Origin of the sequence: Streptomyces sp. NPDC002742 (assembly GCF_042888885.1) — a bacterium.
Lineage (GTDB): Bacteria > Actinomycetota > Actinomycetes > Streptomycetales > Streptomycetaceae > Streptomyces.
The window spans coordinates 202,275-227,788 of record NZ_JBIAQF010000006.1 but is presented as its reverse complement, the minus strand read 5'-3'; the positions used below and the strand labels follow the sequence as shown (position 1 = coordinate 227,788).

At 68.0% G+C, this 25,514-nt stretch carries 27 protein-coding genes and 1 riboswitch; of the genes, 14 read left to right on the top strand and 13 right to left on the bottom strand.

Annotated elements, in window-relative coordinates; all coding sequences use genetic code 11:
- The first annotated feature begins 47 nt into the window (after positions 1-47).
- Together rpsR and rplI are read left to right on the top strand one after the other, a co-directional pair.
- Positions 48-284: a 30S ribosomal protein S18 gene (gene rpsR / locus ACFYW8_RS12705; protein ID WP_003949403.1), complete on the top strand. Its 237-nt coding sequence runs from the start codon at positions 48-50 to the stop codon at positions 282-284.
- 18 nt (positions 285-302) lie between these two features.
- A complete protein-coding gene (rplI, locus tag ACFYW8_RS12700; protein ID WP_266760569.1) occupies positions 303-749 on the top strand; it encodes a 50S ribosomal protein L9 in 447 nt (148 codons plus the stop codon).
- Positions 750-938: 189 nt separating this feature from the next.
- Here the strand turns inward: rplI and ACFYW8_RS12695 are convergent, their stop codons facing one another.
- Entirely contained in the window at positions 939-2,276 is a 1,338-nt protein-coding gene (locus ACFYW8_RS12695; protein ID WP_389071806.1) for an MATE family efflux transporter, read from the bottom strand.
- 459 nt (positions 2,277-2,735) lie between these two features.
- On the opposite strand from ACFYW8_RS12695, the gene dnaB reads away from it, so the two are divergent.
- The gene (gene dnaB / locus ACFYW8_RS12690; protein ID WP_365869362.1) at positions 2,736-4,205 is read left to right on the top strand and encodes a replicative DNA helicase; all 1,470 of its coding nucleotides are present in this window, start codon (positions 2,736-2,738) and stop codon (positions 4,203-4,205) included.
- Positions 4,206-4,376: 171 nt separating this feature from the next.
- Here dnaB and ACFYW8_RS12685 read toward each other — a convergent pair whose 3' ends face one another.
- Positions 4,377-4,940, bottom strand: a complete 564-nt coding sequence (locus ACFYW8_RS12685; RefSeq protein ID WP_389071801.1) for a dihydrofolate reductase family protein — start codon at positions 4,938-4,940, stop codon at positions 4,377-4,379.
- Positions 4,941-5,064: 124 nt separating this feature from the next.
- Between ACFYW8_RS12685 and ACFYW8_RS12680 the strand changes: the two genes are divergently transcribed.
- Entirely contained in the window at positions 5,065-6,450 is a 1,386-nt protein-coding gene (locus tag ACFYW8_RS12680; RefSeq protein WP_389071797.1) for a serine hydrolase domain-containing protein, read from the top strand.
- 87 nt (positions 6,451-6,537) lie between these two features.
- Here ACFYW8_RS12680 and ACFYW8_RS12675 read toward each other — a convergent pair whose 3' ends face one another.
- Together ACFYW8_RS12675 and ACFYW8_RS12670 are read right to left on the bottom strand one after the other, a co-directional pair.
- Positions 6,538-6,990, bottom strand: coding sequence for a GNAT family N-acetyltransferase (locus ACFYW8_RS12675; protein WP_365869365.1), 453 nt, complete (start codon positions 6,988-6,990; stop codon positions 6,538-6,540).
- A gap of 9 nt (positions 6,991-6,999) precedes the next feature.
- Positions 7,000-7,488, bottom strand: coding sequence for a MarR family winged helix-turn-helix transcriptional regulator (locus ACFYW8_RS12670; RefSeq protein ID WP_389071789.1), 489 nt, complete (start codon positions 7,486-7,488; stop codon positions 7,000-7,002).
- 141 nt (positions 7,489-7,629) lie between these two features.
- On the opposite strand from ACFYW8_RS12670, the gene ACFYW8_RS12665 reads away from it, so the two are divergent.
- Both ACFYW8_RS12665 and ACFYW8_RS12660 read left to right on the top strand, forming a co-directional pair.
- The gene (locus ACFYW8_RS12665; RefSeq protein WP_389071784.1) at positions 7,630-8,838 is read left to right on the top strand and encodes an MFS transporter; all 1,209 of its coding nucleotides are present in this window, start codon (positions 7,630-7,632) and stop codon (positions 8,836-8,838) included.
- A gap of 100 nt (positions 8,839-8,938) precedes the next feature.
- The gene (locus tag ACFYW8_RS12660; protein WP_365869368.1) at positions 8,939-9,361 is read left to right on the top strand and encodes a heme-binding protein; all 423 of its coding nucleotides are present in this window, start codon (positions 8,939-8,941) and stop codon (positions 9,359-9,361) included.
- Between the two features lie 116 nt (positions 9,362-9,477).
- On the opposite strand, the gene ACFYW8_RS12655 is transcribed toward ACFYW8_RS12660, so the two are convergent.
- Entirely contained in the window at positions 9,478-10,344 is an 867-nt protein-coding gene (locus ACFYW8_RS12655; protein ID WP_389071779.1) for a GNAT family N-acetyltransferase, read from the bottom strand.
- A 158-nt stretch (positions 10,345-10,502) separates the two neighbouring features.
- Here ACFYW8_RS12655 and ACFYW8_RS12650 point away from each other — a divergent pair, with 158 nt between their 5' ends.
- Together ACFYW8_RS12650 and ACFYW8_RS12645 are read left to right on the top strand one after the other, a co-directional pair.
- Positions 10,503-11,135, top strand: coding sequence for an HAD family hydrolase (locus ACFYW8_RS12650; RefSeq protein WP_389071774.1), 633 nt, complete (start codon positions 10,503-10,505; stop codon positions 11,133-11,135).
- A gap of 429 nt (positions 11,136-11,564) precedes the next feature.
- Positions 11,565-13,352, top strand: a complete 1,788-nt coding sequence (locus tag ACFYW8_RS12645) for a globin domain-containing protein (protein ID WP_389072534.1) — start codon at positions 11,565-11,567, stop codon at positions 13,350-13,352.
- Positions 13,353-13,375: 23 nt separating this feature from the next.
- Here the strand turns inward: ACFYW8_RS12645 and ACFYW8_RS12640 are convergent, their stop codons facing one another.
- From ACFYW8_RS12640 to ACFYW8_RS12620, 5 genes are all read right to left on the bottom strand, one after another.
- Positions 13,376-13,858 carry an NUDIX hydrolase gene (locus tag ACFYW8_RS12640; RefSeq protein ID WP_365869371.1) on the bottom strand — a complete coding sequence of 161 codons (483 nt, stop codon included), beginning with the start codon at positions 13,856-13,858 and terminating at the stop codon, positions 13,376-13,378.
- Between the two features lie 183 nt (positions 13,859-14,041).
- Entirely contained in the window at positions 14,042-14,947 is a 906-nt protein-coding gene (locus tag ACFYW8_RS12635; RefSeq protein ID WP_389071767.1) for a LysR family transcriptional regulator, read from the bottom strand.
- 216 nt (positions 14,948-15,163) lie between these two features.
- Positions 15,164-16,363 (bottom strand): cystathionine gamma-lyase, encoded by a 1,200-nt coding sequence (locus tag ACFYW8_RS12630; RefSeq protein WP_365869373.1) that lies wholly within the window; start codon positions 16,361-16,363, stop codon positions 15,164-15,166.
- Positions 16,360-16,851, bottom strand: a complete 492-nt coding sequence (locus ACFYW8_RS12625) for a low molecular weight protein-tyrosine-phosphatase (RefSeq protein ID WP_365869374.1) — start codon at positions 16,849-16,851, stop codon at positions 16,360-16,362. Before ACFYW8_RS12625 ends, ACFYW8_RS12630 begins: the two co-directional genes overlap by 4 nt.
- 9 nt (positions 16,852-16,860) lie before the next feature.
- Positions 16,861-17,238, bottom strand: coding sequence for a phage holin family protein (locus tag ACFYW8_RS12620; protein WP_389071762.1), 378 nt, complete (start codon positions 17,236-17,238; stop codon positions 16,861-16,863).
- An 81-nt stretch (positions 17,239-17,319) separates the two neighbouring features.
- Between ACFYW8_RS12620 and ACFYW8_RS12615 the strand changes: the two genes are divergently transcribed.
- The 4 genes from ACFYW8_RS12615 (at position 17,320) to ACFYW8_RS12600 (ending at position 19,840) form a co-directional block, all read left to right on the top strand.
- Positions 17,320-17,637: a cupin domain-containing protein gene (locus ACFYW8_RS12615; RefSeq protein WP_261703765.1), complete on the top strand. Its 318-nt coding sequence runs from the start codon at positions 17,320-17,322 to the stop codon at positions 17,635-17,637.
- A 164-nt stretch (positions 17,638-17,801) separates the two neighbouring features.
- The gene (locus ACFYW8_RS12610) at positions 17,802-18,014 is read left to right on the top strand and encodes a DUF5326 family protein (RefSeq protein WP_365869376.1); all 213 of its coding nucleotides are present in this window, start codon (positions 17,802-17,804) and stop codon (positions 18,012-18,014) included.
- A 550-nt stretch (positions 18,015-18,564) separates the two neighbouring features.
- The gene (locus ACFYW8_RS12605) at positions 18,565-19,302 is read left to right on the top strand and encodes an IclR family transcriptional regulator (protein WP_389072528.1); all 738 of its coding nucleotides are present in this window, start codon (positions 18,565-18,567) and stop codon (positions 19,300-19,302) included.
- A 100-nt stretch (positions 19,303-19,402) separates the two neighbouring features.
- Positions 19,403-19,840: an SsgA family sporulation/cell division regulator gene (locus ACFYW8_RS12600; protein ID WP_261703767.1), complete on the top strand. Its 438-nt coding sequence runs from the start codon at positions 19,403-19,405 to the stop codon at positions 19,838-19,840.
- Positions 19,841-19,922: 82 nt separating this feature from the next.
- On the opposite strand, the gene ACFYW8_RS12595 is transcribed toward ACFYW8_RS12600, so the two are convergent.
- Entirely contained in the window at positions 19,923-21,440 is a 1,518-nt protein-coding gene (locus ACFYW8_RS12595) for a YibE/F family protein (protein WP_389071750.1), read from the bottom strand.
- A 71-nt stretch (positions 21,441-21,511) separates the two neighbouring features.
- Positions 21,512-21,668: riboswitch (TPP riboswitch) on the top strand.
- Here ACFYW8_RS12595 and thiC point away from each other — a divergent pair.
- The gene (gene thiC, locus ACFYW8_RS12590) at positions 21,661-23,481 is read left to right on the top strand and encodes a phosphomethylpyrimidine synthase ThiC (protein ID WP_389071745.1); all 1,821 of its coding nucleotides are present in this window, start codon (positions 21,661-21,663) and stop codon (positions 23,479-23,481) included. (Overlaps the previous riboswitch by 8 nt.)
- Positions 23,482-23,537: 56 nt before the next feature.
- Here the strand turns inward: thiC and ACFYW8_RS12585 are convergent, their stop codons facing one another.
- A complete protein-coding gene (locus ACFYW8_RS12585) occupies positions 23,538-23,924 on the bottom strand; it encodes a VOC family protein (protein WP_365869583.1) in 387 nt (128 codons plus the stop codon).
- Positions 23,925-23,929: 5 nt separating this feature from the next.
- The gene (locus ACFYW8_RS12580; RefSeq protein ID WP_389071742.1) at positions 23,930-24,292 is read right to left on the bottom strand and encodes a DUF1801 domain-containing protein; all 363 of its coding nucleotides are present in this window, start codon (positions 24,290-24,292) and stop codon (positions 23,930-23,932) included.
- A gap of 263 nt (positions 24,293-24,555) precedes the next feature.
- Here ACFYW8_RS12580 and ACFYW8_RS12575 point away from each other — a divergent pair, with 263 nt between their 5' ends.
- Positions 24,556-25,443, top strand: coding sequence for a LysR family transcriptional regulator (locus tag ACFYW8_RS12575; protein ID WP_389071738.1), 888 nt, complete (start codon positions 24,556-24,558; stop codon positions 25,441-25,443).
- Positions 25,444-25,514: the final 71 nt, after the last annotated feature.

Below are 25,514 nucleotides of genomic sequence, written 5' to 3'. Positions count from 1 at the left end.
CGAGGGTGGGCCGTACTCCCACTTCTTGATCACACAGGAGATACACCATGGCGAAGCCGCCTGTGCGCAAGCCGAAGAAGAAGGTCTGCGCGTTCTGCAAGGACAAGGTCACGTACGTGGACTACAAGGACACGAACATGCTGCGGAAGTTCATTTCCGACCGCGGCAAGATCCGTGCCCGCCGCGTGACCGGCAACTGCACGCAGCACCAGCGTGACGTCGCCACGGCTGTGAAGAACAGCCGTGAGATGGCGCTGCTGCCCTACACGTCCACTGCGCGATAAAGGAAGGGTGACCGACACATGAAGATCATCCTTACCCACGAGGTCTCCGGCCTCGGTGCCGCGGGCGACGTCGTTGACGTCAAGGACGGTTACGCTCGCAACTACCTGATCCCGCGGAACTTTGCGATCCGCTGGACCAAGGGTGGCGAGAAGGACGTCGAGCAGATCCGTCGTGCTCGCAAGATCCACGAGATCGCGACCATCGAGCAGGCCAACGAGATCAAGGCCCGCCTCGAGGGCGTCAAGGTTCGTCTGGCCGTTCGCTCCGGCGACGCCGGTCGTCTCTTCGGTTCCGTCACCCAGGCCGACGTCGCTTCGGCGATCAAGGCTTCCGGTGGCCCCGAGGTCGACAAGCGCCGCATTGAGCTGGGCTCGCCCATCAAGACCCTGGGCGCCCACGAGACGTCCGTGCGTCTGCACCCCGAGGTTGCCGCCAAGGTCAACATCGAGGTTGTCGCTGCCTGAGTGCAGCGCTCGGCATAGCTGAGAGAAGGGCCGTACCCCCTCGGGGTGCGGCCCTTCCGCTTCTCCTGACCGTGCTTCTCCACCGTGCTTCTTCCGAGCGTGTCTGCGACGTCTCTTCGCGGATGCCGGAGGTCGTCACTTCGTCGTTTCACGTGAAACCTTCGTTTCCCGTGGAACGGTCGGCCCGTTTCAGCGCGTCGCCCCCGTGACGACCCAGCGGCCCGAGCGAGAGCGCAGCCACAGGGTCACCATCCGCATCGTCATCATCAGCGTCATCGCTCCCCAGAGCGCGGTCAGCCCGCCTCCGAGAAGGGGAACGAGCAGGGCGACAGGGGTGAAGACCGCCAGCGTGAGCAGCATTGCCCAGGCCAGGTACGGCCCGTCCCCCGCGCCCATCAGCACGCCGTCCAGGACGAAGACGATCCCGCAGATCGGCTGGGAGACAGCGACCATCACCAGGGCCGGCAGTGCCGCGTTCTGTACGCCCGAGTCGCCGCTGAACAGCGGAAGGAACAGGGGGCGAGTCGCGATGACCAGCAGACCGAGTGCGATCCCGGTGACGAGACCCCACTGCACCATGCGACGGCATGCCTCACGGGCACCCTGAGCGTCGTCCGCACCGAGATATCGCCCGATGATGGCCTGTCCCGCGATGGCGATGGCGTCGAGCGCGAAGGCGAGCAGACTCCACAGTGACAGGATGATCTGGTGTGCCGCCATGTCGGCATCCCCGAGCCGGGCGGCGACAGTCGTGGCGATGAGGAGGATCGCGCGTAGCGACAGCGTACGGACGAGCAGCGGCGTGCCGGCCTGGGCGCAGGCCCGGATGCCGGTGACGTCCGGCCGCAGGGAAGCGCCGTACTCCCGGGCTCCGCGAGCGACGACGTACAGATAGACGGCGGCCATACCGCACTGAGCGATGACCGTGCCCCAGGCGGAGCCGGCGATACCGAGGCCCACGCCGTAGACAAGGACGACGTTGAGGACCGCGTTGGCTACGAAGCCTCCGACGGCGACGTACAGCGGGGTCTTCGTGTCCTGGAGCCCGCGCAGTATTCCGGTGGCGGCCAGCACGACGAGCATGGCGGGGATGCCGAATACCGAGATCCGCAGATAGGTCGTCGCGTACGAGGCCGCGGTGTCGGAGGCGCCCAGGAATTCCATGAGGGAGGGTGCGGTGGGCAGGGCGACGGCGATCACGGCCGCGCCGATGAGCAGGGCGAGCCAGATGCCGTCCATGCCCTGACGGATCGCTGATCGCATATCGCCGGCTCCGACTCGGCGGGCGACCGCCGCCGTAGTGGCGTAGGCGAGGAACACGAAGACACCGACGGCTGTCATGAGAAGGGCCGAGGCGACGCCGAGTCCAGCCAGTTGCGCGGTGCCGAGATGGCCGACGATGGCGCTGTCGGCCAGCACGAAAAGAGGCTCGGCGACGAGTGCGCCGAACGCCGGAAGGGCCAGAGCGACGATCTCTCGGTCGTGCCGGCGCCGGGTGGCCCCGGGCGCCGCGGAAGCCTGTGTCATGAGCATCAATCTAATCTTCCACAGGTAAGAGATGCAATGCGGGGTGGACCCTTACTTTCGGTCGCACGGAGTGTGTCGTGGCGCACTGTTTGCCGAGATCTTGATCCGACTGGGGAAGTTTTTCTTCTGCACAGCCGGTGGATGGGAAAACGCCAGGTCAGAGCATGTTCATCTGAAGGGCTGAGGGCTTGTTCACAGGGCTGTCCACCGGGTCGTGCACAGGTTTCGTGGAGTTCTCCACAGCATCGGGGCCGTCGTCCACATGGCCTGTGGATAACCAGATTGGCTGACGGTGCCCGCGGGCCTAACGTGGTGCGTCGCCCGTTCTCTCCTCCGTCCTCGGAAAGCACGCAAAACCGACGCGCGAGAACCGGAGTTGGGCAGCTCACTTGTCAGTGCCGTGCCGTAGAAATTGAAGGCACTGCTAGGTCCGCTCTGCGGACGGGAGGAGGTGGCTCGGTGACTATTTCCGAGCCCTTGGACGACCCCTGGGCGGACAGTGGTCCCAGTGATCGTCTGCCCTCGTCCCGTCGGCGTGGGAGCGGTGGCCGAGGCCGCGACGAGCAGCACGACCGGGACAACGGGTCATGGGAAAGCGGCGGTTCGTCCTTCGAACGGGTACCGCCGCAGGACCTCGACGCCGAGCAGTCCGTCCTCGGTGGCATGCTCCTGTCGAAGGACGCCATCGCCGACGTCGTCGAGGTGCTGAAGGGCCACGATTTCTACCGGCCCGCGCACGAGACCATCTACGGTGCGATCCTCGACCTGTACGCGAAGGGCGAGCCGGCCGACCCGATCACGGTCGCGGCCGAGCTCACCAAGCGTGGCGAGATCACCAAGGTCGGCGGCCCGCCGTATCTGCACACGCTGGTCCAGACGGTCCCGACCGCGGCGAACGCCGAGTACTACGCGGAGATCGTGCACGAGCGCGCGGTTCTGCGCCGCCTGGTCGAGGCGGGTACGCGGATCACACAGATGGGGTACGCGGCCGACGGGGACGTCGATGAGATCGTCAACAGCGCCCAGGCGGAGATCTACGCGGTCACCGAGCAGCGGACCACCGAGGACTATCTGCCGCTCGGCGACATCATGGAGGGCGCGCTCGACGAGATCGAGGCGATCGGATCGCGTTCGGGGGAGATGACCGGCGTACCGACCGGCTTCACCGACCTCGACTCGCTGACCAACGGCCTGCACCCCGGGCAGATGATCATCATTGCGGCTCGTCCCGCCATGGGTAAGTCGACGCTGGCGCTGGACTTCGCCCGTGCTTGTTCGATCAAGCACAACATGCCCAGCGTGATCTTCTCGCTCGAAATGGGCCGCAACGAGATCGCGATGCGCCTGCTGTCCGCCGAGGCGCGTGTGGCCCTGCACCACATGCGGTCCGGCACCATGACCGATGAGGACTGGACCCGGCTCGCCCGCCGTATGCCGGACGTCTCGGCGGCTCCCCTCTACATCGACGATTCCCCGAACCTGTCGATGATGGAGATCCGTGCCAAGTGCCGCCGCCTCAAGCAGCGCGCCGATCTGAAGCTCGTCGTCATCGACTATCTGCAGCTGATGCAGTCCGGCGGCAAGCGGTCCGAGAGCCGTCAGCAGGAGGTCTCCGACATGTCGCGAAACCTGAAGTTGCTGGCCAAGGAGCTGGAACTGCCGGTGATCGCGCTGTCGCAGCTCAACCGTGGTCCCGAGCAGCGCACGGACAAGAAGCCCATGGTCTCCGACCTGCGTGAATCCGGGTCGATCGAGCAGGACGCGGACATGGTCATCCTGCTCCACCGCGAGGACGCGTACGAGAAGGAGTCCCCCCGTGCCGGCGAGGCCGACATCATCGTCGGCAAGCACCGTAACGGTCCGACAGCCACGATCACGGTGGCCTTCCAGGGTCATTACTCGCGCTTCGTGGACATGGCACAGACCTGATCCGGCGCCCGTCGGGTCTCAAAGGCCTTGGCGGAATCTCACGGCAGTCGGCAGATGGATGGCAGCATTGCCACTGTCATGAGACTTGCAGTTCAGGGGCTTCACTCGTTCGGGTGGCTCGGGCGATAGTCCGGGTCACCCAGGGCGGGTGCGTGACTCCCGGACGGGCGCTCAGCGCCTCGTCTCGTACCTGGTCAGAATCACGCCGCAGGGAAACGCCTGCGTCTCCACCAGGTTCAGGTTCACCCAGTTGTCCAGAGCGGCGAAGAACGGCGTGCCGCCGCCCACCAGGACCGGTGCGGTGGCCAGCACGTACTCGTCAATCAGCCCGGCCCGCATGGCCGCCCCGGCGAGCGTCGCGCCGCCGATGTCCATCGGGCCGCCGTCCTCGGCCTTGAGCCGGGTGATCTCGGCGACCGCGTCACCGGTGACCAGGCGGGTGTTCCAGTCGACCTTGTCGGTCGTCGAGGAGAACACCACCTTCGACATGTCCCGCCAGCGGCGCGCGAACTCGATCTCCGCCGGGGTGGCGTTGGGCTGCTGGTCGCCGGTCGGCCAGTAGGAGCTCATCGTCTGCCACAGCTTGCGCCCGTACAGCGACAGGTCGGTCGCCTGCAACTGGCCGGACCAAAACTGGAACAGCTCCTCGCTCGGCACGCTCCAGCCGATGTCGTCGCCGGGCGCGGCGATGTAGCCGTCCAGGGTCAGGTTCATGCCGTAGATCAGTTTCCGCATGGCACCAGCCTTCCGTGAGTCGGTCTCACGCGTACAGACCGGCGCGGCGCGGGAAACTCATCGGTGCGCGATCTGAGCTCACATGCCGCTCGACGTTCGGCGCCGGGGCGGGTGGACTGGTGCCATGACGACACCCCACGATGATCTGCTTCCCGGCACGCGCCGGGCCCTGCTGCACCGCATTGCCGTCGCGCAGAGCGACGGGCGGGCGCCGTCGCTCGTGGCGACGGTGGTCCGGGGCGGGAAAACCGTATGGAACGGAGCGCGCACCTCGGTGGAGGGTCACGGACCGGACGAGAACGTCCAGTACCGGATCGGCTCCATCACCAAGACCTTCACCGCCGTTCTCGTGCTGCGGCTGCGCGACGAGGGTCTCCTGGACCTCGGTGACCCGCTGGAGAAGCACGTGCCCGGCACCGGCGTGGGCGAGGTCACCATCTCCCAACTGCTGTCCCACACCGGAGGGTTGGCCGCCGAGTCACCCGCGCCCTGGTGGGAGCGCACACCAGGCTGGCTGCGTCCCGAACTGGCCGACGTGCTGGGCGAGCAGCCCTTCCGGCATCCGGTCGGACGCCGATACCACTACTCGAACCCCGGCTATACGTTGCTCGGAGCACTCGTCGAGGAATTGCGAGGCGCACCCTGGGAGGAAGTGCTGCGCCGCGAGGTCCTCGAACCGCTCGGCCTGCACCGCACGAGCGCTCGCGCGCACGCGCCCCACGCGGGGGGATGGGCGGTCCACCCATGGGCGGACGCGATGATGCCCGAGCCCGCCGAGGACCTCGGACGGATGGCTCCGGCAGGGCAGCTCTGGTCCACCACAGGTGACCTGGCCCGCTTCGCCGTCTTTCTCGCCCAGGGTGACGATCGGGTGCTGAGTGCGGAGTCCGTCAGGGAGATGCACGTGCCTGCCGCGCCTCCCGAGGCCGCGGAACTGGCCTCGGGCTTCGCTTACGGGCTCGCCCTGCAGATCATGCACCGTGACGGCCGAACCCTCGTAGGGCACTCCGGTTCCCTGCCGGGCTTCCTCGCCGGATTGGTGATCAGTGTCGAGGACGACGTGGCAGCGGTGGTGCTGTCCAATTGCACCTCGGGGCCGCCTGTGTTCACCGTGGCCGCCGATCTGGTGCGGATCGTCGCGGAGGCGGAGCCGCGTATCCCCGAACCCTGGCGCCCGATGACTGAAGTCGACCAGGAAGCGCTGGAGTTGGCAGGGGAGTGGCACTGGGGGACTCAGGTCTTCGGGCTGCGGCTGCCGGCCGATGGGGGGCTGGTGCTGGGCCCGCTTTCGGGCGCCGGCCGGGGTGCTCGCTTCCGGGCGAACGGCGACGGGACGTGGACGGGGCTCGACGGCTACTACGCCGGCGAGCTTCTGCGGCCCGTACGACGGCCCGACGGCGCGGTGAGTCATCTGGACCTCGGGTCGTTCGTGTTCACACGGCAGCCGTACGACGAGCAGGCTCCTGTGCCCGGTGGGGTGGATCCGGGAGGCTGGCGAGGAGTCCAGTAGGAGCCACCGGACCGGGTCTGCGGCCCGTTTCACGTGAAACAGGCCGCAGACGAGCCTCTCCCGCCCGACGGAGCGAACGTGGCCGCGTCAGAGCTGGAGCTTGAAACCGACGTGTGAGGCCTCGAAGCCGAGTCGCTCGTAGAAGCGATGCGCGTCTGTGCGGGAGGCGTCGGAGGTCAACTGGACCAACTGGCAGTCCTGGCGGCGCGATTCCGCGACCGCCCACTCGATGAGCTCCGTCCCGAGACCACTGCCGCGCTCGTCGGCGTGGATGCGTACGGCCTCGATGACGGAACGCGTCGCTCCTTTGCGGGACAGTCCGGGAATCACGGTGAGCTGCAGGGTGCCGACGACACGGCCTTCGCGCACGGCGACCACCAGGTGCTGGTTCGGGTCACGGATGAGACGGTCCAGGGCGCTCAGGTACGGGGTCAGATCGCCGGGTGATTCCCGTTGAGCACCCAGCGGGTCGTCGGCCAGCATCGCGACAATCGCGGGCACGTCGTCGGCGACAGCGGCTCGCATTTCAAGATCTGCCATGAGCGCACTCTACGAGGGCACGCCCACTGAGGGCATGGCGTGCGCAGGCGCGCTCGCCGACTCCACGACCCGGACCAGCGGCGCCAGTTCAGGGCTCTTCGCCGCGTCGTCGAGTGCCTCGCGCAGGGCGGCGTCATTGGTGGGCCGTGCCTGGGCGAGGAGCTTCAGTCCCGCCTCGCTGACATTCGTGTAGATGCCGCGCCGGTCGGTCGGGCAGAGATACCTGGCGAGCAGGCCTCGGTCCTCGAGGCGGGTCACCAGGCGTGTGGTGGCGCTCTGGCTGAGCACGACCGCGTCAGCGACCTGTTTCATCTGGAGATGGCCGCCGTCGCCGTCGTGCTGTCGGCTGAGCACGTCGAGCAGAGAGTACTCGCGCACGCTGAGCCCGTGCTCGGACTGCAGGGCCCGCTCGATATGGGCCTCGATCCTCCCGTGGAGCAAGGAGAGGGCGCACCAGCCCTGAGCTAGGGCGGTGAGCGCGGGGTCCGTGGCTGTCATGGCATTTCCTCCGTCCCGGAGCGGCTGAGAACCAGGATAGAGCACGGGCGCAATAGCCCGCAGTTGCATGTAGCCCGCGTCTGCAACTATTGTGAACGCAGGCAAAGCGCCTCTGCAATCTTCTGGAAGGTGTACCCCACCATGCCTCTCGCGCTTCTGGCCCTCGCGATCGGGGCCTTCGGAATCGGAACGACCGAGTTCGTGATCATGGGCGTCCTGCCCGAGGTCGCCGGTGACTTCGGGGTCTCCATCCCCACAGCCGGACTGCTGGTGACCGGCTATGCCCTCGGTGTGGTGATCGGCGCGCCGATCATGACCGCGCTCGGCACGAAGGTGTCCCGCAAGCGGATGCTCATGGTGTTGATGGGGCTGTTCGTCCTCGGCAATCTGATCTCCGCCGTCGCCCCGGTCTTCTGGCTGATGTTCGCGGGCCGGGTGGTGACCTCCCTCGCACACGGCGCCTTCTTCGGCATCGGGTCGGTGGCCGCCGCCGAGCTGGTCGCACCGGAGAAGAAGGCCGGCGCCATCGCGATGATGTTCAGCGGGCTCACGATCGCCAATGTCGTGGGTGTCCCGCTGGGCACGCTGATCGGACAGTCCGCCGGTTGGCGCGTCACGTTCGCGGGAGTCGCCGCACTCGGGGTCATCGGGCTGCTGGGCATCGCCAGGCTGGTCCCGGAGACGCCGAAGCCGGAGGGAGTGCGTCTGCGCCACGAACTGGCCGTCTTCAAGAACGTCCAGGTCCTGCTCGCGATGGGGATGACCGTGCTCGGTTTCGGCGGCGTCTTCGCGGCCGTCACATACATCGCGCCGATGATGACCCACGTCGCCGGTTTCGCCGACGGATCCGTCACGTGGCTGCTGGTCCTCTTCGGCCTCGGCATGGTGGGAGGGAATCTGATCGGCGGCAAGTTCGCCGACCGCGCGCTGATGCCGATGCTGTACGTGTCTCTGGGCGGTCTCGCCGTCGTGCTCGCCCTCTTCACCGTCACAGCGCACAACAAGATCCTGGCGGCTGTCACGATCGCCCTGATCGGCGCTCTGGGCTTCGCGACCGTGCCTCCCCTGCAGAAGCGCGTTCTCGACCAGGCGCACGGCGCCCCCACTCTGGCCTCGGCCGTGAACATCGGTGCCTTCAACCTCGGAAATGCCCTCTCGGCCTGGCTCGGCGGCGTCGTCATCGCGGCCGGTCTCGGCTACACCGCTCCCGACTGGGTCGGTGCGGCCCTCGCCGCGAGCGCACTCGTCCTGGCCGTCCTCTCGGCCGCTCTGGAGCGCCGCACGGCTCGGCCCAGCGCCGTGGTCGCCGGGGGTGCCCCCGCCGAACAGCGGACCGCCGTCCATCACTGACCGGGATCGGTCCGCTGCGGAACCAAGGGCGGTTTCCGCAGCGCCTCGATCCAGCACGTCCCCGACTCGACACCGCACGCCCCCACAAGGAGAAACCCTGATGAGCAGCACCACCGCCGTTGCCCCCCTGACCATCGAGGACGCCGAGGTTCTCGTCACCGCGGCCCGTCGGGCCGCCGAAGCCGCCGGTGTCCGGATCAGCGCCACCGTCCTTGACGCGGGCGGCCACCTGCTCGCCTTCCGGCGCGACGACCAGGCTGTGCTGATATCGGGAGAGACCAGCACGCGCAAGGCGTACACGGCACTCCAGTTGAATTCGGCCACTGCCGATCTCGTCGACGCCGTGCAGCCCGGCGGTCTCTTCCACACCTTGCCCACCGCGCTCGACCGCCCCCTGCTGTTCATCGCGGGCGGCGTTCCGGTTCGCCGCGACGGCCGTCTGATCGGTGCGATCGGGGTCGGTGGCGGTATGCCGGACCAGGACCACGGCTTCGCCCTCGCCGCTGTCGAATCGCTCGTCTGACGCTCGGCGGTCGCGGCGTCCGCCAGGAGTAGGACAGTCCAGGAGCGCCGGTCCCCCACGTGCCGCGGGGACCGGCGCTTCTTCCGTGGAAGCCGTCGGGAGCCCTGGGACAGCCCTTAGCCTGCGGCCACGGTCAGCGGCGCGAAGCGGCGGGTCCAGTCGCCGGGCAGTTCCGGGATCCCGTACGTCATGACCGTGTTGAACCCGGTGGAGGCCAGCCCGCGTTGCTTCAGCCAGATCAGCAGGTCTTCGTGGCGCATGTCGACGTCGGTGCGCAGTCGACGGTCGGTGTGGGCGGCGAGCGAGGACACGAGAGCCTTCGCCGTGTCCGTGTCCCGGGCGATCAGTGGGCCCACGACCTGGTCGGCCATGTTGGGCCAGGCGGCCGCGTAGCCGATGATCTGGCTGTTCTCCTCGGCCACGCACAGCTGGTCCGCGAAGGCGGGCAGCCGCGTGATCATGTGAGTGCGGTCGGTGCCGAAGACCTCTTCGTCCAGCTGGAGGATGGGGACGAGATCCTCCGCGGTCGCCGGCCGGATGAAGACCTCGGGGTCAGGGCCGCCGGGAGCGAACACCCCACGGACCGTCTCGGCCCGGCCGGTGACCTTGAATCCCAATTCCTCGTAGAGCGGGCGCCCGTACACGGTCGCGTGCAGGGTCAGCGGGGTGGTGCCCATCTCCTCGACGACGTGCCGCATCAGACGGCGGCCGACGCCCTGGCGGGCGTGCCGCTCGGCGACGAGGACCATGCCGATCGCACCCAGTTCGGGGCACTCACTCGGTCCGTATTCGGTCACCACACATGCGGCGACGAGACCACCGGCCGGGTCATCGATCCCGTATCCGGTCCCTGCGGCGAGCAGTAGACCCCACTTGTACTCCTCGCGGGGCCAGCCCCGGTCCTGGGACAGGTCGGCGCAGTCGGCGAGGTCGCGAGGCGTCAGACGGCGGACGGGCAGAGCGATGAGGGAAGGTGTCGACACGCAGGTCAGGCTGTCCGACACGGGCCCCTGCCGTCCACCGCTTTCCCGGCAGTGCTATCAGCTTTCGGCCAGGTTCTGCGGCGGCAGCAGTGAAGCGGACGCTGTTTCACGTGAAACCTCGCCCTTGAGCGTCGGCTGCCCCAGTAGCCTCGACGGACATGGCGAGACTTCATCTCTTCGATCTCGACGGGACGTTGATCCACCGCAGCACCGCGCCGTTGGAGATTTCCCGGCAGCTTGGGCTGGAAGCCGAGACCATGGCGCTCGAAAGGGCCATCTCCCTGGGGCACATAGGCCCCCCGGAGTATGCGACGCAGGTGCATGCGCTCTGGACGAAACTCACCGAGGCGCATGTGGCGGCGGCTTTTGAAGGTGCGCCCTGGATGTCAGGGATCGAAGATGTCTGGAGGGAGATCCGGCGTAACGGCGACTACTGTGCCGTGGTCTCACTGTCGCCCTCCTTCTTTGTGGAGCGCCTGATCTCGTGGGGTGCGCACGCGGCCCATGGCTCGCACTTTCCCGCCGTCCCGTTCACGGAGCCGTTGGACCCGGCAGGCGTTCTCAGTGCCGCGGCGAAGGTACAGATCGCGGACCGGCTCTGTACAGAGTTCGGGGTGAGTCGGGGCGACTGTGTCGCCTATGGCGACTCCCTCTCGGACAAGGATCTTTTCGGCGTTGTACCGGTGTCCGTCGCGGTCAATGCGGACCGGCATCTGCGCGGCCTCGCCACCCACTCCTACGTGGGGCGGGACCTCTGCGCCGCCTATCAATTGGCATGTCGCACCCGGTGATTGAGGATTCGGCGAGCTGGTCTCCCGGTCTTTCGCCCTGAGGGAAGAGGGCACCGGTGCCGAGAGCTACTGCCGGGCCGTTCGACTCCGGTTCGCGTCGGCCGAGATGCGGTCACGTCATGCATGGTTCGGGTGAATGGCAACGCAGGCCATAGCAGCGTAACGGGACGGGAAGATCGAAAACCCGCATTTTCCGTTATGCGGCCGGGCGTCGACCCGGACTGCGATGCTCGAAGAGGGCGCCGCGGCGAATGCCGCACTCTCGCCTCACATGTTCGTACGCGGTGGGCATCGGCTTCAACGTGGGCCGCATTGGGGCTGTCGAGGACTGAATCGGAAGGGAAGCAGAGCGGCTGCGGGGGAAAGCAGGCATCTTCCGACCGAGGAGGTGCGCAGACGGACCGAAAGATGTTCGAGGCGAGGCAGACCATGGACGCTCCGACCACCACGTCGGCCGGCAACGGTATTTCAGGCGGCAACGACGGGGGCGGCTGGTTCACGCCGCGCAACGAGCCGCCGACTCCTGTCGGGGACCAGGAGTCGTCGGACGGCCGGAGACTGGCCGCGATGCGCCCGGTGGGACGCTCGTCCAGGGCGCAGGGGCAGCCGGGCCAAGCCGTCCGCGAGCAAGCGGCTTCCGGACAGGGAACCCCCGAGGAGGCCGAACAGCGAACACCCCAGCAGGAACGAATATCCCCGGTCGCCGAAGCACCCATGGCCCCTGGTGGGGCGGCACCGGTGCTGCACGGGACAGCCCTCACGGAGACGGGGACTCATGGGACAACAGCCGGCGAGATGCGCCCGCACGAGGCGGCGTCCCCTGGAACGCGGTTTCCCGAGCCCCTGCGGGCCGAGCCGGTATCGCCCGTGACTCGCTTTCTTCCGCCGGCGCCGTCCGAGATGCGGCACTTCGAGCCGGAGCCCGCCCACGAAGCCGTGCGTCCTCGATCGAGCCCCGGACAGACGGAGTTCGGCTCTCTGCGGGCTTCAGGGGCCTCCGCGCCCGAGCACAGGTCCCCGCAGCCCCACCATGGTCCTCCTCGGCCTGACGCCCCTCCTGAGCCTCTTGTGACGGGCCGGCAGCCCGTGCCCGCTCCCGAGGTGTCCGCCGACGCCGTGCTGGTCCGCAGGACCATGGCCGAGATCGCTCACATCGCCGACAAAGTCACCTCCTACTTCTACGCTCTGCTTTTCGTGCGGCACCCGGAACTGCGCCCGCTCTTCCCCGCCGCGATGGACATCCAGCGGGACCGGCTGCTCAAGGCGCTGCTGACCGCGGCCGAGCACATCGACAACACCGAGGTCCTCGTCGCGTATCTGGAGAACCTCGGCCGGGGACACCGCAAGTACGGCACCCGGCCCGAGCACTACCCGGCTGTCGGTGAGTGTCTCGTCGGCTCGCTCGGCCGGTATGCCCCGGCGGTCTGGGACGCCGAGACGGAAGCGGCCTGGGTCCGCACGTACACGACGATCTCCCAGGTCATGATCAACGCGGCTGCCGCCGACGAGCTGCGCGCTCCGGCCTGGTGGTTCGCCGAGGTGGTGTCCCACGACCTGAGGACGCCGGACGTCGCGGTCATCACGGTCCGGCCCGACCAGCCGTACCCGTTTCTCGCCGGGCAGTACACAAGCCTGGAGACGCCATGGTGGCCACGGATCTGGCGGCACTACTCCTTCGCTTCGGCGCCCCGCCCGGACGGGCTGCTGGCGCTCCATGTGAAGGCGGTTCCAGCGGGCTGGGTCTCCAACGCGCTGGTGCACCGCGCCCGGCCCGGCGATGTCATCCGGCTCGGTCCGCCGTCCGGCTCGATGACCGTCGACCACGCCAGCGACAGCGGTCTGCTCTGTCTGGGCGGCGGCACCGGCATCGCCCCCATCAAGGCACTGGTCGAGGACGTCGCCGAGCACGGGGAGCGTCGCCCCGTCGAGGTCTTTTACGGGGCTCGCACCGATCTCGACCTCTACGACATCGACACCATGCTGCGGCTCCAGCGGAGCCACCCCTGGCTCTCGGTGCGCCCTGTCGTCGACCGGCGGGCCCATATCCAGCTGCCGGACGCCGTACGGGAGTACGGGCCGTGGAACGAGTATGACGCGTATCTCTCGGGGCCGCCGGGCATGATCCGCAGCGCTGTCGACGCACTCAGGGACATAGGCATCCCGTCGGACCGGATCCGCCATGACTCGGTGGAAGAACTCGTCACGACAGGCGACTGACCCCCCGGCGATTTCTCTTCGCGTCAGCCCAGGTCGGGTGCGTGCATGGCCCGTACGCCCTCGATGTTCCCGTCGAGGTAGTGCCTCAGCGACAGCGGTACGAGGTGCACGGAGGCGATCCCGACCCGGGTGAACGGGACGCGGACGATCTCGTACTCACCGCACGGCTCGTCCATCTCGGGACCGTGCCGCAGGGCGGGATCCATGGACTCCAGCCGGCAGACGAAGAAGTGCTGGACCTTCACCCCGGTCGCTCCGCCGTCGTCGCCGATGTGCTCGACCGTGTCGACGAAGCAGGGCACCACATCGACGATCTTGGCGCCGAGTTCTTCGTGCACCTCGCGATGGAGTGCTTCGACGACGGTCGTGTCCTCCGGTTCGACCCCGCCACCCGGTGTCAGCCAGTAGGGATCGACGCCGGGCTTGGTGCGCTTGATCAAGATCAGGTCGTCACCATCGAGCAGAACGGCGCGGGCGGTGCGCTTGACCACGGGTCGGACGGTCATGGGAGAAATGTGGCCCGGCTGGTTCCACGTGAAACATCGTGCAGCCGCGATTCTGCGCGAAACGTCCCGAAGCCCGTGCTGGACGCCGAGAAACCGGGGCCGGCTTCGCCCGAACCGCCGCCGTTCGGTTCTCGTCGGCGGGCATTGCCGCATTGGCGCACGCGCTTCCGGTTCGCGCCGCCCTCAGCTCCAGTCGGCGGCCGCGCGCAGCAGCCATTCGTGGGCTCGGGCGATGTGCGGCATCGCCAGCGTTCCGGTCCGGACGACAAGGAAGTACGTACGCAGCGGGGGCACCGCGGGGTCGAGGAGCGCCACGACGTCTCCGCGCTCGATGGCGTCGAAGCAGAGATATTTGGGCAGGACGGCGAGGCCGGCGCCCGCAGTGGCGCAGGCGAGGACCGCCCGCAGATCCGGGACGACAACCGTCCCGGCGGCGGCCGGCCGGCAGTCGAAGACCGAGGCCCAGTAGCGGGCGACGAGCGGCAGCGACTCATGGACCTCGACGATGGGGAAGTCCTCGAGAGCGTTGGCACCCTTGCGGCGGAGTTTGCCGGGACCGATTTCGGCGGCCCAGCGCGGAGCGGCGACCAGCACATGTTCTTCGTCGCAGAGCGGAGTCGCGGTGAGAAGCGCACCGCGTGGCTGGGCCGTCGTCATGGCCAGATCATGATGTCCGGCGGCGAGTCCCTCCATCGTCTCCTCCGCGTTGCCGAAGGAGGCTCGCAGCGCGAAGCCCTGCCCGTCGTCGCCGGTCAGCTCGGTGAGAGCGGGCAAGGCCCGTTCCGCGGTGAACTCGGGTGGCCCCGCGAGATGCAGTGTGCGAAAGGAAGAGTCCTCGTCGAGCCCGGTCTCGGCTATCTCCACGAGGGCATCGAGATGCGGCGCCGCCTTGTGGGCGAGTTCGTCGCCCATGGTCGTGGGGGTCACCCCGCGCGCCTGGCGCAGAAACAGGGGCCGCCCCAACTGGCGCTCCAGCGTACGGATCTGTGAGGTGACGGCCGGCTGGGACAGGCCGAGCAGCGCGGCGGCACGAGTGAAGGAACCGGCCCGGTGCACAGTCACAAAAGTGCGCAGCAAGGCCAAGTCCATGGTGCCCCTCCCCTGTCAGCACCCCCGCGCGAGCCCTAACTATAAATAAGTCGATAGGTCGCTGTCGCTACTGTGATTGGACACTGACACATAGTCAACTAGCCTTGTTCGCGCGGTTCTTCGCGCGCGGAACCGGGACGGTCCGAGCCACGAGGGGGGAGGCTCGGACCGTCCGCTATACGTAGCGGAGGTACTGATCCCGCTGCCGTGACCGCCTCATTCCGCGGATACGTCGAGTGCCCGCAGCACGTCCGCCACCAGGTCCTCGGGGTCCTCGGCGCCGGCGGAGAAGCGGATGAAGCCTTCCGGGACGGCGTCCCCGCCCCAACGGCCGCGCCGCTCCGCCGTGGACCGCACCCCGCCGAAGCTGGTGGCGTCGTCCACCAGGCGCAGCGCGTCGAGAAAACGCTCGGCACGCTCGCGCGAGGGCAGCGTGAAGGAGACCACGCATCCGAAGCGACGCATCTGCTGCGAAGCGATCTTGTACGAGGGGTCGTCGGGCAGGCCCGGGTAGCGCAGCCCCGTCACCTCGGGCCGGTCCCGCAGGACCTCGGCGATCGTCCTCGCGGTGGCGGTCTGCCGGTCGGCCCTGAGCTGGAGCGTGGCGAGCGAGCGGTGGGCCAGCCAGGCCTCCATCGGGCCTGGGATGGCGCCGACGACCTTGCGCCAACGCCGTACGGGAGCCATCAGAGCGGCGTCCCGCCCTGTGACGTACCCCAGGAGGATGTCGCCGTGCCCGGTGAGCATCTTGGTGCCGCTGGCCACGGAGAAGTCGGCGCCCAGCTCCAGCGGGCGCTGTCCGAGCGGGGTGGCCAGGGTGTTGTCCACGGCGACCAGCGTGCCCTGCGCGTGTGCGGCGGCGACGAGGCGTCGCAGGTCGCAGACATCGAGACCCGGGTTGGACGGCGTCTCGATCCACAACAGCTTCGCTCCGTCGAGAACCTCCAGCTGGGCATCGCCGGCGGTGGGAGCCGTGCGCACTTCGATGCCGTACGCGGTCAGCTGCTCGCGCACCAGCGGCAGCACCTGATAGCCGTCGTCGGGAAGGACGACGATGTCGCCGGCCCGCAGCTGCGAGAAGAGCACCGCGGAGATGGCGGCCATGCCGGAGGGGAAGGAGAGCGTCTCGACGGAGTCCTGCCCGGGTGCCTCCAGCTCGCCGATGGCGCGCTCCAGGAGCGTCCAGGTCGGGTTCTCGTCGCGGCCGTAGGTGTACGGGCCGGTGGGCTCACCGGGCAGATGGAAGTGCGCGGCGAAGACCGGGCCGGGAAGAGTCGGCTCGTACTTGACGGGCTCGGGCAGCCCGGCACGCACCGCCCGTGTGCCGTCGCCCGGCTCCGCCACCCGCGTGCCCTCGCTCTCTCCCGAGGGGCCCGTGCCCTCACCGTTCGCCGTGACGAAATCCCCTGACGTCATGCCGCTCGTCCTCCCACTTGCTCTCGTACCGCGGCGAGCAGACCTGGGCTCGCCGCCTCCACCATCTCAAGACATTCCTCGAAGCCGTCCATATGTCCGTAATACGGATCGGGGACGTCCAGGTCGTCGCATGCGGCCGGGTCGTACGAGCGCAACAGCCGGACCTTGCCCGCGTCCTCGGCACTGGTCGCGAGGCGGCGCAGGGCCTTGAAGTGGCCGGTGTCGAGGGCGATGACGAGATCGAGCCGGGAGAACCACGAGGCCTGGAACCGCCGGGCCGCGTGGTCGCTCTCGTAGCCGCCCGCTTCCAGCACGGCGACGGTGCGCTCGTCGGCGCCGTCGCCCTCGTGCCAGCCGTCCGTGCCCGCGCTGTCGACCTCGACCAGGTCACCGAGTCCGGCTTCCGCGACATGGGCGCGGAACACGGACTCGGCCATCGGCGAGCGGCAGATGTTGCCGGTGCAGACGAAGCAGACGCGGTAGGTCATCGGACTCTCTCAGTCGTTGTCGGGCAGGACGACATTGAGCGCCCAGGAGACGACCGAGATGATCAGGCCGCCCAGGACGGCGGTCCAGAAGCCCTCCACGTGGAAGCTCAGGTCGAGTTTGTCGGAGAGCCACGAGGTCAGCAGCAGCATCAAGGCGTTCACCACAAGGGTGATCAGGCCGAGCGTGAGGATGAAGAGCGGGAAGGTCAGCACCTTCACGACCGGCTTGACCAGGAAGTTCACCAGTCCGAAGACCAGTGCGACGAGGAGGAGCGTGGCTATCTTCTTGCCCGTGCTGTCGCCCGTCAGGGTGATCTTGTCGAGCAGCCAGACGGCGACGGCCAGGGCCCCCGCGTTGGCGAGCGTCTTGACTACGAAATTCTTCATGTGTCTGATCGTGGCAGAGAGATCGACTGGCAAGAAGGGGCTGTGGACACAGCCTGCGGTGCACAAGAGCGGACGAGGGCGATGAAGGCATTCCGACTGGATGAACTGGAGGCGGAACGCGCCGCCAACGACGGCGCCTACCTGCAGTTTCTGCGTGAGCGGAACATGTCGGTCGGGCTGTACGCGCTCGACGCGGGAGGCCTCGATCCGCAGAAGCCGCACGCTCAGGACGAGGTGTACTTCGTGGTGAGCGGGCGTGCGTCGATCACGGTCGGCCTGGAGACCACCCAGGTTGCGCGGGGCAGCGTCGTCTACGTACCCGCGGGGGTCGCCCACAAGTTCCACCACATCACGGAGGACCTGCGGGTCCTGGTGGTGTTCTCTCCGCCCGAGAGCTGACCCGCGTCTCAGGGTTCCCTAGGGGGACGGTCAGGGGAGGACAAGGGGTGCGAGGCCACCGCACCTCCCCCTCTCCGGCCTAGCATCGGATGCGAGACATCAGAGAACCCGGAATCAGTGTCCCGGCGTCGGGGCCACGGGCTAGGAGAGGTAAGGACAGGGCGATGCGAGAGATCTTCAACGGTATGCCGTGGTGGGTGAAGTGGGTCGCGGTGCCGGTCATCGCCCTGGTGGTGTTCGGCACTCTGATAGCGAGCGTCGTCGGCTTCCTCATCGGCCTGCTCTTCAAGCTGCTCATCTTCGTCGCGCTGGTCGGCGGGCTGATCTACATCGTGCGGAAGTTCATGTCGAGTTCCTCCTCGCACAGCGACTGGTGAGGCGCGAGAGGGTGGGCGGGAGGTAACGGAAAAAGGGGAAAGGGAACCCAAGGTTCCCTCGGGCGGGGGAAGTTTTCCGGCGAGGCCGTATGCGAGCGGTGACTGGCGGTTAGAGTCCGGAACCCGCGGGGTCGACCCCGCGGGCAGCGCACAGCCCCCTCCCGTGTCTCCCCGCACGGGCGGTCCTCCTCGCGCTACGGAGTGCCCCTTGGCCATGGTTCACACCGCACCCGCACCATCAGTCGCTCCACCCTTCCGGCGATCGGGCACGCCCGCGGCGGCACGCGTTGCACCGCTCCAGCCGCGTACCTCGCCGGGGGAGCCGCCGCTTTCACGCACCTCGCCGGCCCCGCCCAGGGAGCCGGCGCCTCCTCGAACTCCGACGGTGGAGGCCCCCGCTCGGCGCATCTCGCCGACGGAAGGGCTCACCGGGGGCAGCAGGCCGTCGGTGACTCGCGGTTCGCCCTCCCCGGTCGCGGGGACGGCACGGCTCGCCCGCACCCCTCCCGCGGAGCCCGAGGCCGGTCCTCTGGACTCTCACCCGACCACCCTGATCGGCTCGGTCCAGCGGGCGATGCGTCTGCTGGAGGCCGTCGCCTCGCGTGAGCAGGGCGCGCCCGCCAAGCAGCTCGCCCGGGAGGCGGGACTCGCGTTGCCGACCGCGTACCACCTGCTGCGCACTCTGGTTCACGAGGGCTATCTGCGCCGTGACAGAGGGCTGTTCTTCCTCGGCGAGGCCGCTGAGCGGCTGAGCAGCAGCGGAGCCCAGCAGAAACGTCGCAGCACGGTGAGGGACACGCTCGCGCACTGGCGCGATGCGCTCGGCGCACCCGTGTACTACGCGGTCTACCGCGACGGCGAGATCGAGGTCATGTGTGTCGCCGACACCCCGGCGAACCCCGCGGTCAAGGAGTGGGCCGACTTCCGTGAGACCGGGCACGCCCACGCCATCGGCCAGTGTCTGCTGGCCCAGCTGGACGACGAGTCCCGGCGTGACCACCTCGACCGCTACCCGGTGCAGCCGATCACTCCTTACACGGTGCGTGACAAGGATCGGCTGCTGCGACGCCTGGAACGGACGGGGCGGATGGAACCGGTGACTGAGCGCCAGGAGTACGCGCTGGGCACGGTCTGTGCCGCGATCCCGGTCACCGCGGGCAGCTCGGCAGCGGCCGTGGCGCTTTCCCTCCCTTCCCACCAGGTCGACCGACTGCTGCCCGCGGCACGGAAGTTGCAGAGCGAAGTCGGCAGGCTGCTAGGAACACTCGCCATCTCTATCAGTATCTGAAAACTCACTCCTTGTAATGCGGCATGCACGTTGAGCAAGATTTCCAGCAGTGTCAGGGGGATGATTCCTGGCCAGGCGATGGCAAACGACGGGGTAGGCGATGCGCGAGTCGGTGCAGGCAGAGGTCATGATGAGCTTCCTCGTGTCCGAGGAGCTGTCCTTCCGCATTCCGGTCGAGCTGCGATACGAGACCGGTGATCCGTACGCCGTGCGGCTGACCTTCCACTTGCCCGGCGACGCGCCCGTGACCTGGGTGTTCGGGCGGGAGCTGCTGATCGACGGAGTCGGCAGGCCGTGCGGTGACGGCGATGTGCACATCGCTCCGGCCGACCCGGAGGCGTTCGGCGAGGTGCTGATCCGGCTTCAGGTCGGTGGGGACCACGCGCTGTTCCGGTCCGGGGCCGCGCCGCTCGTCGCGTTTCTCGACCGGACGGACAAGCTGGTGCCGCTCGGTCAGGAGCGCTCCCTCGCGGGTTTCGACACCTCCCTCGACGAGGCGCTCGACCGCATCCTCGCGGAGGAGCAGAGCGCGGGCTGAAGCCTCGGCAGTCCGGAGCGGAGTAACGCTTCCTCACAAGGGGCGTCCATGCAGGATGGTTTCAGCGCTTCCGGTGGACGGCTCAGTGCTTGCGGCGGCGTCCCTTCCCGCTCCGTGCCGGCGTCCTGGCGGCCGAGGGCTGAACGGGGACGGGTTCGGCCCCTTCACGGTCCGCGGCGACCACCAGGGCGGCCAGCGCGGTCGTCACCGGCACCGCTGCGACCAGACCGATCGATCCGACCAGGGTGCGCACGATCTCCTCAGCGACCAGTTCGCTGTTGGCGACGGTTCCTACGCTGCTCTGTGCGATCGAGAAGAGCAGCATCAGCGGCAGCGCGGCGCCCGCGTATGCCAGGACGAGCGTGTTGACGACCGACGCGATGTGGTCGCGGCCGATACGGATGCCCGCGCGGTACAGGCCACGCCGGCCCATCGTGGGATTCGCCTCGTGCAGTTCCCAGACCGCCGACGTCTGCGTCACCGTCACGTCGTCGAGGACGCCGAGCGAGCCGATGATGACTCCGGCCAGCAGCAGGCCGCTCATGTCGATGGACGGGTACAGACCGTGGATCAGGCCGGTGCTGTCGTCGGTGTTGCCGGTCAGTACGGCCCAGTCGATGAAGACCGAGCCCAGGAGACCGATCAGCACCAGTGAGAGAAGGGTGCCGACCACCGCCACGGATGTCCGGGCCGACAGACCATGACACATGTAGAGCGCGATCAGCATGATCGCGCTGGATCCGACAACGGCCACGAGCAGCGGGTTCGAACCCTGCAGGATCGCGGGCAGGATGAAGAAGTTCAGGATCATGAAACTGATGGCCAGGGCGACCAGCGCCATGACGCCGCGCATCCGACCGATCACCACGACCACCACGGCGAAGATCAGGGCGAGCAGCGCCAGGGGCAGCTTCCGGTTCGCGTCCGTGACCGAGTACTGGAGATCCTTGGGAGCCGAGGGCTCGTACGCGACGACGACCTTCTCGCTCTGATGCAACTGCCGTGACTGATCCGGCTGAACGATCTCGAAGAACGTACGGCCCTTGTCCTTGCCGGTGTCGATCCGGACCGTCGCCTTCTTGCATCTACCCGCTGCCTGCCGCTGAGCGGAGGATCCCTCGGCGGTGGAGGTGTCGCCCGTCGGGGTTTCCGCGGAGGCGTTCACGGACTTGCAGTCCACCTGGTCGATCCTGGTGACAGTCGCCTGCTGGGTCTGCCGGTCGAATCCGACACCGGTGCGCTGGTGGGAAGGCGCGCCGCCGGGCCACAGCACCACGAGACCCACCGCCACCGCGGCTGCGAAGGGGATGAGCACCGCGGCGATGACCTTGCGCAGATGCTTGGAGACCGGCGCGGCGGGACCGTGGCTGTGCGAGTGCCCGTGCCCGGCGCTCGGACCCTCCCCATGGCCACCGACGGGATCCGGCCCGTGTCCGCCGCCGGGACCGTGGTGATCACTGCCCGGTCCGGGACCAGGTCCACCACCCGGCCCGTGTCCATGACCATGCCCGTTGCCGGAGCCGTGCCCATGGCCGTCGTCGGAGCCCGGGCGCCGCGGCGGCTCGGGCGGCGGGAACGGGTGCTGCTGGGTGGTTGTCACCGCCCGATCATCGCAAGGACGGCAAGGGCCCTCTGTTCACCGCGCCAAATATGACGCTAGCGTGGAGGCACCTTTGCACACGCGGGAGCTCGGAGCACCGGGCTGAGAGGGCGCTGACCTCCGTCTTCGCGATGTTTCACATGAAACATCGACGAACGGAAGCCGCTGCGTCGACCGCTGAACCTGTTACCGGGTAATGCCGGCGTAGGGAGTAGGTCTCATGACCAACAAAGATGTACGCACGTCTGCCTCCAGTCAGACGGACGGGGCTTCGCCGCCGTCCCCGAACGGCGAGGCCGGGAAGTCCATCGGCTGGCACAAGGCGTACCTCGGGGGCACGCGTTCCGATCTGCGGGTGCCGGTTCGCCAGGTGCACCTCACCAACGGTCAGTCCGTGACTCTGTACGACACCTCCGGCCCGTACACCGATCCGACCGTCGACACCGAGGTGCGCAGGGGACTGGCTCCGCTGCGCGAGAGCTGGATCATCGCCCGCGGAGACACCGAGGAGTACGCGGGCCGTCCTGTCCGCCCCGAGGACGACGGGATCAAGCACACATCCCCGCGCGGGGGCTTGCGCAACCTCGACGCCGTTTTCCCCGGGAGGCCGCGCCAGCCGCGCCGGGGACGTGCCGGGCAGGCGGTCACCCAGCTCGCGTACGCGCGACGCGGCGAGATCACGCCCGAGATGGAGTTCGTGGCGATCCGCGAGAACGTCGACACCGAGGTCGTACGGGAGGAGATCGCCGCCGGCCGGGCGGTGCTGCCGGTGAACGTCAACCACCCGGAGATCGAGCCGATGATCATCGGCAAGCGGTTCCTGGTGAAGGTCAACGCCAACATCGGCAATTCCGCGGTCACTTCCTCCATCGAGGAGGAGGTCGAGAAGATGACCTGGGCGACCCGCTGGGGCGCCGACACGGTCATGGACCTGTCGACCGGACGCAACATCCACACCACGCGCGAATGGGTGCTGCGCAACTCCCCCGTCCCCATCGGTACGGTGCCGCTCTATCAGGCGCTGGAAAAGGTCGACGGCCGGGCCGAGGAGCTGACCTGGGAGATCTACAAGGACACGGTCATCGAGCAGGCCGAGCAGGGCGTGGACTACATGACGGTCCACGCGGGCGTTCGCCTGGCATACGTGCCGCTCACCGCCAACCGAAAGACCGGCATCGTCTCGCGTGGCGGCTCGATCATGGCGGCATGGTGCCTCGCGCACCACAAGGAGTCGTTCCTGTACGAGAACTTCGAGGAGCTCTGCGAGATCCTCGCCGCGTACGACGTCACCTACTCGCTCGGCGACGGTCTGCGGCCCGGCTCCATCGCGGACGCCAACGACGCAGCGCAATTCGCGGAGTTGAGGACGCTCGGGGAACTCAACACGATCGCGAAGCGTTTTCAGGTACAGACGATGATCGAAGGCCCGGGGCATGTCCCGATGCACAAGATCAAGGAGAACATCGACCTTCAGCAGGAGATCTGTGATGAAGCTCCGTTCTATACGCTCGGCCCGCTGACGACGGACGTCGCGCCGGCGTACGACCACATCACTTCCGGCATCGGTGCCGCGATGATCGCCTGGTGGGGCACGGCCATGCTCTGCTACGTCACGCCCAAGGAGCACTTGGGCCTGCCCGATCGTGACGACGTCAAGACCGGCGTCATCACCTACAAGATCGCCGCCCACGCAGCCGACCTCGCCAAGGGGCACCCAGGTGCACAGGATTGGGATGACGCGCTCTCCGACGCCCGCTTCGAGTTCCGGTGGGAGGACCAGTTCAACCTGGCTCTCGATCCGGACACGGCAAGGGAGTTCCACGACCAGACCCTGCCGGCCGAACCTGCCAAGACGGCCCACTTCTGCTCCATGTGCGGGCCGAAGTTCTGCTCGATGAAGATCAGCCAAAGCATCACGGAGCGGTTCGGTGGTGCGGCGACTGAGGGGGTATCAGCCGACGAGATCGCTGAGGGGATGCTCCAGAAATCCAAGGAGTTCGCCGAGGCGGGCAACCGCGTGTACCTGCCACTGGCCGACTGAGCCGCTCCACAGGGACGTGGTCCGGGGCGCACACCCGGACCACGTCCCTCGGCCGGTCATGGCGCGGTGTCCTGCGGGTACCAACGCAGTTCCACCGTGTTGCCGTCGGGGTCCTGGACGTAGACCGAGGTGGCGGTGCCCCGCGCGCCGAAGCGTTCCACGGGGCCCTGAATCACCGTGAACGAACCCGACGCGATGACCTCGTTCCAGTCCAGTGGTTCCACGGTGAGACAGATGTGGTCGACGTTGGACTCCCCGCGGGCATGGGCGACCAGGTCGATGATGGTTTCCGCGGTGATTCTCACCGACGGGAACGGGGCCTGGCCGCCCCGCCACTCGGCGACGCGTACGGGTGCCAGGCCGAGCAGTCCGGTGTAGAAGGCCAGGGACCGTTCGACGTCCTCGACGTTGAGCACCAGATGGTCGAACGCCTTGACACGCACGGTGGTCACTTCGTCTCCAGGGCGACGGCGAGGCGAAGCCACTCGCTGAACAGGGCGGGATCGACGTCGGCGGACCTGCTGAGCTTCACGGAGGCCATGTGGCGGGCTCCGGCGACCAGCCGGCCCGATGGATCGGCCACTTCCTGGCCACGCCAGAGGCCGAAGGTGACGTAGGACTTGTAGGCCTTGAGCAGGCAGATCGGGGTCTGACCCGGCTTGTCTCCGAGGCTCCAGGTGGGATGGCCGTGCCACAGCGCACCGGAGCCGTCTGGGAGGGCCGAGTCGATGACAGACCTGGTCCTCTCGCCGACGTCGCGCAGCGGGCCGTCGAGATCGTTCAGGTAGGAGGTGATGTCCGAGGAGTTCATGCGGGTCCCGTTCAGGAGGGGTGCGGTGGGTGGGTGGATGCGAGCTCCGATGTGCCTTTGTGTCTGTGCGCGACCGCATTGGGCCTGCCTGCCCGTGTCGCTGCGTTCGGACGTCTCGGCGGCCGTGTGCTCGGGTGTCCGTGGGACTCGTCGGCTCTTCTCCGAGGGCCGGGTGGACGTGTTCCAGGATCCGCCGCAGGGCAGGCGCCATCAAGGCGTGATCGTCATACAATCGTTGAGCCAGATTTAACGCTGGGGGTTTCATGCTGGAGCGACTGGAGGTCGAGGCCTTCCTGACGCTGACCGAGGAACTGCACTTCGGCCGGACCGCCGAGCGGTTGCTGATCACGACCGGGCGGGTCAGCCAGGTGATCAAGAAACTGGAACGCAGAGTCGGCGGCTCGCTGTTCGAACGTAACAGTCGTTCCGTCGTGCTCACCCCGATCGGCAGACAACTGGCGGACGATCTGACGCCGTTGGTCGCCGGGATGGAGGCGGCGCTGCGAAGGGCGGCCGACGCGAGTCGTGGGGTCACCGGGGAACTGCGGGTCGCCTTCCTCGGCGAGTGGACGGCCCCCGCACTGCTCAGGGCGGTCGGTCTGTTCGGCGAGCGCCATCCCGACTGCCGGGTCGACGTGCGGGAGGTTCAGCTGTCCAACTCCCGCGCGAGTCTGCTGGACGGTTCGATCGACGTCCTGCTCGCCTCGTTCCCCTTCGACGGAATGGCCTGCGGCCCCGCGCTGCTGCGGGAGAGACGCGTGCTGGCCGTGGCGGCCGGTCATCCGCTGGCCGGCGAGGAGCGGGTGTCCGTCGAGGTGCTCGCGGAACATCCCGTGGTGCAGTACCCCCAGGTGACCTCGGCGGGGTTCAAGCGGGACCGCACACCGGACCGCACCCCCTCGGGCAGGTCCGTTCCGAAGGGCCCGGTCGGCGGGTCGTTCTCCGAAATGCTGACTCTGGTCGCGATGGGCCGGGGCGTCCTCCCGGTCGGAGAGCACTCGCGGCAGTACTACCCCCGGCCCGATGTCGCCTACGTGCCCCTTCACGACGCGCAGCCGATCGAACGGGGACTGGTGTGGATGGAGGGCAACACCACCGAGCGGCTTCGGGAGTTCGTACGGGCGGCGACCGACGCGGCCGGATCTCCCTGAGTCGGTGCCTGATGCCCGCGTCCGGCGCTCGGTGGTGTTCACCGGGTCCGCCGTCTTCGGCGGCGTGGGGA

Bases quoted from the DNA above. Each gene is read 5' to 3' on its own strand.
- ACFYW8_RS12635 (WP_389071767.1), bottom strand. From the start codon at position 14,947: ATGGACTTGGCCTTGCTGCGCACTTTTGTGACTGTGCACCGGGCCGGT.
- ACFYW8_RS12640 (WP_365869371.1), bottom strand. From the start codon at position 13,858: ATGACCGTCCGACCCGTGGTCAAGCGCACCGCCCGCGCCGTTCTGCTC.
- ACFYW8_RS12600 (WP_261703767.1), top strand. From the start codon at position 19,403: ATGCGCGAGTCGGTGCAGGCAGAGGTCATGATGAGCTTCCTCGTGTCC.
- ACFYW8_RS12615 (WP_261703765.1), top strand. From the start codon at position 17,320: ATGAAGGCATTCCGACTGGATGAACTGGAGGCGGAACGCGCCGCCAAC.
- ACFYW8_RS12670 (WP_389071789.1), bottom strand. From the start codon at position 7,488: ATGACAGCCACGGACCCCGCGCTCACCGCCCTAGCTCAGGGCTGGTGC.
- rpsR (WP_003949403.1), top strand. From the start codon at position 48: ATGGCGAAGCCGCCTGTGCGCAAGCCGAAGAAGAAGGTCTGCGCGTTC.
- ACFYW8_RS12650 (WP_389071774.1), top strand. From the start codon at position 10,503: ATGGCGAGACTTCATCTCTTCGATCTCGACGGGACGTTGATCCACCGC.
- ACFYW8_RS12680 (WP_389071797.1), top strand. From the start codon at position 5,065: ATGACGACACCCCACGATGATCTGCTTCCCGGCACGCGCCGGGCCCTG.
- ACFYW8_RS12625 (WP_365869374.1), bottom strand. From the start codon at position 16,851: ATGACCTACCGCGTCTGCTTCGTCTGCACCGGCAACATCTGCCGCTCG.
- ACFYW8_RS12685 (WP_389071801.1), bottom strand. From the start codon at position 4,940: ATGCGGAAACTGATCTACGGCATGAACCTGACCCTGGACGGCTACATC.
- ACFYW8_RS12660 (WP_365869368.1), top strand. From the start codon at position 8,939: ATGAGCAGCACCACCGCCGTTGCCCCCCTGACCATCGAGGACGCCGAG.
- ACFYW8_RS12665 (WP_389071784.1), top strand. From the start codon at position 7,630: ATGCCTCTCGCGCTTCTGGCCCTCGCGATCGGGGCCTTCGGAATCGGA.
- thiC (WP_389071745.1), top strand. From the start codon at position 21,661: ATGACCAACAAAGATGTACGCACGTCTGCCTCCAGTCAGACGGACGGG.
- ACFYW8_RS12675 (WP_365869365.1), bottom strand. From the start codon at position 6,990: ATGGCAGATCTTGAAATGCGAGCCGCTGTCGCCGACGACGTGCCCGCG.
- ACFYW8_RS12580 (WP_389071742.1), bottom strand. From the start codon at position 24,292: ATGAACTCCTCGGACATCACCTCCTACCTGAACGATCTCGACGGCCCG.
- ACFYW8_RS12645 (WP_389072534.1), top strand. From the start codon at position 11,565: ATGGACGCTCCGACCACCACGTCGGCCGGCAACGGTATTTCAGGCGGC.
- ACFYW8_RS12610 (WP_365869376.1), top strand. From the start codon at position 17,802: ATGCGAGAGATCTTCAACGGTATGCCGTGGTGGGTGAAGTGGGTCGCG.
- rplI (WP_266760569.1), top strand. From the start codon at position 303: ATGAAGATCATCCTTACCCACGAGGTCTCCGGCCTCGGTGCCGCGGGC.
- ACFYW8_RS12575 (WP_389071738.1), top strand. From the start codon at position 24,556: ATGCTGGAGCGACTGGAGGTCGAGGCCTTCCTGACGCTGACCGAGGAA.
- ACFYW8_RS12630 (WP_365869373.1), bottom strand. From the start codon at position 16,363: ATGACGTCAGGGGATTTCGTCACGGCGAACGGTGAGGGCACGGGCCCC.
- ACFYW8_RS12620 (WP_389071762.1), bottom strand. From the start codon at position 17,238: ATGAAGAATTTCGTAGTCAAGACGCTCGCCAACGCGGGGGCCCTGGCC.
- ACFYW8_RS12695 (WP_389071806.1), bottom strand. From the start codon at position 2,276: ATGACACAGGCTTCCGCGGCGCCCGGGGCCACCCGGCGCCGGCACGAC.